This is a genomic window from Asticcacaulis biprosthecium C19, from assembly GCF_000204015.1.
GTDB lineage: Bacteria > Pseudomonadota > Alphaproteobacteria > Caulobacterales > Caulobacteraceae > Asticcacaulis > Asticcacaulis biprosthecius.
Genome location: NZ_GL883077.1, coordinates 1,283,201 through 1,288,293, shown reverse-complemented (window position 1 = coordinate 1,288,293; position 5,093 = coordinate 1,283,201). Strand labels below are relative to the sequence as shown.

The window sequence follows — 5,093 nt, the reverse complement described above, 5'->3', positions numbered from 1 at the left end:
ACACACAATTTCACCCCTCCACACCATAGTGGATAGGCTTGAAGGCGTAGTTGTTCGACTGCAGCGCCGAGCAGGCCGTCAGGGCGACGATCAGATCCATCTCGGCCTCGAACAAGATATGGTCGCCGGCCTTGCTCAAAGGAGGATCGACCGTTAGGGCGCCGGTCTGACCATCCACCTGCACATTCATGAAGATGTTGAAGGCCACTGGAATCTGGTCAGGCTTCACCCCAAACGGCTCCAGCGCCATCGACAGATTGCCGAAACAGCCGTGATGCGGATGCTCATCGCCATAGATGATGCGGAACGTATCCTTGGAACACGGCGTCAGCAGGAAGTCATGTCGCCCGACCGTATCCTCAACGATGCGCAGCATGACATTGCTGCGATTGGAATAGATCGGATCCCCCACCGTTAAAAACAGCTTGCTGGCATAGTCGAGGGTGCGCCCCGACGAGATCACTTCGTCGATATCGTGGGCATTGAAAGCCAGCATATCCGAGACCTGCTCCCCCTGCGGATCGATGACCCGCAACCTCTGCCCCCTGTTCAGCTTAAAGGCCCTACCCGTGCGCGGGGCGATTTCGGTGGTCATGCAACAGTCTCCATTATGTGCCGGCGCAAGGCACGCCCGAGGCGCGCCATCGACCGGATCTTGTCCCCCCACGACAGGGCGATGACGGGGCCGACATCGGTCTTGTTGACGTCGACAATATAGATGCGGCCATCGTAACGGTCGCGCAGGATATCCAGCCCGCCGCAGTCCAGCCCGATGCGGGCATTGAACCGCCGGATCAGGTCCCGTTCCGTCTCGGAATAGACCGCTTCCGGTTCGGCCATCCGGGCACGACGGTTGTTGATCGAAAACCGGCCCTCCGGGGTCTTGGTCTTGATCCACACTACCACCGGCTCGCCGCCGACACAGGGCGTGCGCAGGTCGTGACAGCAGCCATCGTCATCGCGCGTATCGACAATGCGCTGATAGACCTTGCCAGTCAGCGGCGCTAAAGGCGCTATGACGATGCGGCCATCATGGACGCCATTCTTATCGGACTTCTCGACAATCTCGCCGGCGACTTGCAACGGATCCAGCGCCAGCGGATAGCCGACGACTTCCTCGAACACCCGCGCGACATGGGCTTTGGAAATGTCCTGACAGGCCTGATTGATATGCCGACCCGCTAACCGCGCCGGCTGGCCACAGGTGACATCCTCGAAATAGAAGGCGGCATCGGCCTTATCGGGCAACCACGCCACATCGATGCCACCGAAGATGGCGACCCCCCGGCACATATACCATGGCCGCGGCCGGTCGGGCGCATACCACACAGCCAAACGCCGCGCATAGGCCAACCGCGCCCACAGCGCCGCCCCGGCCAGGATCGTCAACCACACGACCCAACTGGCGATCTCCGCGATCAGGGCCTGCGTAATCTTCAAGTGAATACCGGTCTTGCGGATATAAAGCCCGCCGTCACGCCAGGCAAAATCGCTCAGCCCAAAATCGCTCAACCAAGCCGAAGCCCCCGACGTGGGTACGGGCGAAGGGAGCGCCGTTTTCACTAACGCCACGGGGTCAAACCCAATATCTGTTCTGGCATGATCCTGCCCCGCTCCGCCCGCAATCGGTTGAACCTTAGAAACAAACTTGTAAGAAAGACGTCAGGAATGGACGTCGTCGGATAAGCATTGTATAAACAAAACCACAGCCTGTCACGCGCCATATCTTACAGGCTTCTTGCACGCTTGCGACCCGTTCCCAAGTTTCTTCTTACCTCACGTCCATTAGATTAACCTTCCAGCAGAGGAAGGCGTATCCTTGTATTTTCCGACGATCAACAAAGACTCCACCGGCGCAGATAGCGCCTTGATTGAACGATTCGAAGCCCATATCCGTGACAAGGCGTTTCCGTGCGTCGGGGCCAAGTCGGCCTTATCGCGTCAACAGATGCAGTTCGTCGTCGCCGGCGACATCCGCTGTCCCCGCGACGACCGGACTATCTACGAATCCCTGCGTGATTTTGCTCGCTATTACCGTGAACACCCAGGCCCGTTTCAGTCCTTCGTCGTCGTGTTCAACACCCGCAACGTCCTGTCCGAGACCGCCTTTGAACAGGTGATGTTCCAACGGCTTCAGGCCCTGGAAGCCCTCGATGCCCAGGCCGGCGAATCCTACGACCCGCGCGTCAGCGCCGATCCCGAAAATCCGCAATTTTCCTTAAGTTTCGGCGGCGAGGCCTTCTTCGTCGTCGCCCTGCACCCTGGCGCCTCACGGCCGGCGCGACGTTTCGAGGTCCCCGTTCTGGTCTTCAACGCCCATGACCAGTTCGAAACCCTGCGCGCCGAAGGCCGCTACGAGACGCTGCGTGAGAACATCATCGACCGCGACATCCGGCTCAGCGGTACGGAAAACCCGATGCTGGCCCGCCACGGCGACTCGTCGGAGGTGCGCCAATACAGCGGCCGCGCGGTCGAGGCGGACTGGCGATGTCCTTTGCGGCGGGTCCATCACAACTGACCGACCGCGCCGAAGGCAGGTCGCGAGGCCGCTTAAAGCTCGATCTTCAATGCCTCGAGGTATTCGCGCTTGATCGTCTGGCGCACCTTGAAAAAGTCCGCCCACGGATCGCCCCTCCCGCCCTTTATCCGCTCACGGACGGTGTCGATATCGAAGACCGACGGCTTCAGCTCCGGCGTCAGTTCTTTCCAATCCAGAGGCGTCGACACATTCGCCCCCGGCCGGGCGCGCACCGAAAACGCCGCCACCGCGGTTGCCGTTAGTTCATTGCGCAGATAGTCGACGAAGATCCGCCCCTTACGCTTTTCCTTGCTCATCGTGGCGATAAACCGATCTGGCGCATCGTGCTCCATCGATTGCGCCACCGCCCGCGAAAACGCCTTGATGGTCGGCCAACCATAGTCGCGCTCGATGGGCACGCAGACGTGTAAGCCCTTTCCGCCCGTGGTCTTGAGGAAGCACTTCAGGCCCAACTCCGTCATGCGGCCGCGCACCTCGAACGCGGCCGCCACCACCTTGTCCCAACTGACGCCCGGGTCTGGATCCAGGTCGAAGATCAGCCGGTCCGGCCGGTCGGGTTTGTCCACCCGGCAGCCCCATGGGTGCAGTTCGATGACGCCCCATTGCACCAGGCTGATCAGACCCTTGGCATCCTTGATCATCAGATAATCTTCGTCGCGGCCCTTCACTGGAATGCCGGTCTCATAGATATGCTCCGACTGGCCCGCGGACATATGGCGCTGGAAGAAGCACTCCTCGCCGATCCCTTCCGGACAGCGCAGCATTGACAAAGGCCGGTTGGCGACAAACGGCAGGATATGATCAGCCACATCGAGGTAGTACTGCGCCAGGTCCAGCTTGGTGATCTCGGTACCCGGATAGATGATGCGGTCCGGGCTGGATATGCCGATGCCGCCGACATCGAACTTGCCAGTCTTCGCCTTCGAACGAACGCGTGGTTTCGCATCGACAACGTCCATCTTCGCCTCCTTTTGCGCGGTCTCCACCGGTAGCTCGCGGTCGCGCCCGACCTCATTGGCCGGTTTGTCGGCCCGCAACCCCTGGAAGGACGGATGGCGCAATCGGCCATCGGCCGTCCATTCGGTGAACTCGATCTCACACACCAGTTTGGGTTCAACCCAGATGGATTCGCGACGGACCCCGGCCGGGACATCCTCAAACGGTTTGGTCTTGCGCACCAGATCGTCCAACTGTTTGCGCAAGGCGACGGAGGCGTCGTGGTCGAAGCCCGTGCCGCATTTGCCGCAGAAGATAAGCTGTTCATCCTCGTAGTAGCCCAGCATCAGAGCGCCGATGCCGCGTGCCGCATGGGTCGGTTCTTTGAACCCGCCGATGACGAACTCCTGGCGCTTGTGACATTTGATCTTCAGCCAGGTTCTGGCGCGGCCGGAGGCATAAGGGGCGTCGGCGCGTTTGGAAATCAGTCCCTCCAGCTTCAGGTCGCATACCTTAGTGACGAATCCGGACTGTTCCGTAAAATGTTCCGAATAGTTGACCCGGTTGTCGGACTTAAAGCCTTTCAACAGCTTTTGCAGCCGCGCCTTGCGTTCGATCAGCGGCAGCCGCGTCAGGTCCTCGCCGTCCAAGTGCAAAAGATCGAAGACATAGTATTGCAGGTCTTCGCTGTGGCCGTCGCGCAGGCTGTCCTGCAAGGCCTTGAAACTCGAGACACCGTCGCTGTTGAGCGCCACAACCTCACCGTCCAGGATGGCGGACCTGACCTTTAACCTTCCCAGCCGGCGGGCAATGCCAGAAAATTTGTGCGTCCAGTCCAGGCCGGTTCGGGTCAATACACGCACCTGCCCGTCTTCGATCAGGGCTTGCAGGCGGTAGCCGTCGAACTTGACCTCATGCACCCATTTTTCGCCCGAGGGCACCTTATCGGCGAGGGTCGCCAGTTCCGGCGGGATGAAGCTCAGGGTGCTTTCGGTCTTATCCGAATGCAAGACCTGGCTTTTGCCCCTGGCGATCTCGTCCATCGGGCGGCCGGAGACGATGCTGGTGGCGTTACTTTCCAGCCACGCCTCGGCATCGTCCTCGTTGGCGGCCTTATCGTCATGTTTGATCAGAAGCCAGTTGTTGCGGCCGCCATTCTTACGATTCGTGTCCTGAGGGCGTGGTTTCATCCGCACCAAAGCCCAGGAACCACCCAACCGTTCGCCATGCAGCTTGAACTTCAGGTCGCCCTTTTTCAGGCCTTCGCGCGGATCCCCGATCGGCTCCCACGTTCCTTGGTCCCACAGCATGACCGTGCCGCCGCCATATTCGCCCTTGGGGATGGTGCCTTCGAAACTGCCATAGCTGACGGGGTGGTCTTCGGTTTCGATCGCCAGGCGTTTGTCGGCGGGATTGAGGCTGGGGCCCCGGGTGACGGCCCAGGACTTCAGCACGCCATCCAGTTCCAGCCGGAAATCATAATGCAGCCGCGTGGCGGCATGCTTCTGGATGAGGTAACGGAAGCCTTCACCCTTGGCGACCTTGCCTTCGGGTTCAGCGGTCCTGGTAAAATCGCGCTTTTCGTTATAGCGGGAAAGTGAGTCAGGCATGGGATTGC

4 protein-coding genes are annotated in these 5,093 nt (G+C 60.2%); 1 reads left to right on the top strand and 3 read right to left on the bottom strand.

What is annotated here, in order from left to right:
- Nucleotides 1–10 precede the first annotated feature (10 nt).
- The gene (locus ABI_RS06250) at nucleotides 11–595 is read right to left on the bottom strand and encodes a DUF1989 domain-containing protein (RefSeq protein ID WP_006272030.1); all 585 of its coding nucleotides are present in this window, start codon (nucleotides 593–595) and stop codon (nucleotides 11–13) included.
- Nucleotides 592–1,512 carry an ATP-grasp domain-containing protein gene (locus ABI_RS06245; protein ID WP_006272029.1) on the bottom strand — a complete coding sequence of 307 codons (921 nt, stop codon included), beginning with the start codon at nucleotides 1,510–1,512 and terminating at the stop codon, nucleotides 592–594. Before ABI_RS06245 ends, ABI_RS06250 begins: the two co-directional genes overlap by 4 nt.
- Before the next feature lie 307 nt (nucleotides 1,513–1,819).
- Here ABI_RS06245 and gntA point away from each other — a divergent pair, with 307 nt between their 5' ends.
- Nucleotides 1,820–2,518 (top strand): guanitoxin biosynthesis heme-dependent pre-guanitoxin N-hydroxylase GntA, encoded by a 699-nt coding sequence (gene gntA / locus ABI_RS06240; protein WP_006272028.1) that lies wholly within the window; start codon nucleotides 1,820–1,822, stop codon nucleotides 2,516–2,518.
- 32 nt (nucleotides 2,519–2,550) lie between these two features.
- Here the strand turns inward: gntA and ligD are convergent.
- A partial coding sequence (ligD, locus tag ABI_RS06235) for a DNA ligase D (protein WP_309545675.1) occupies nucleotides 2,551–5,093 on the bottom strand: 2,543 nt, incomplete at its 5' end.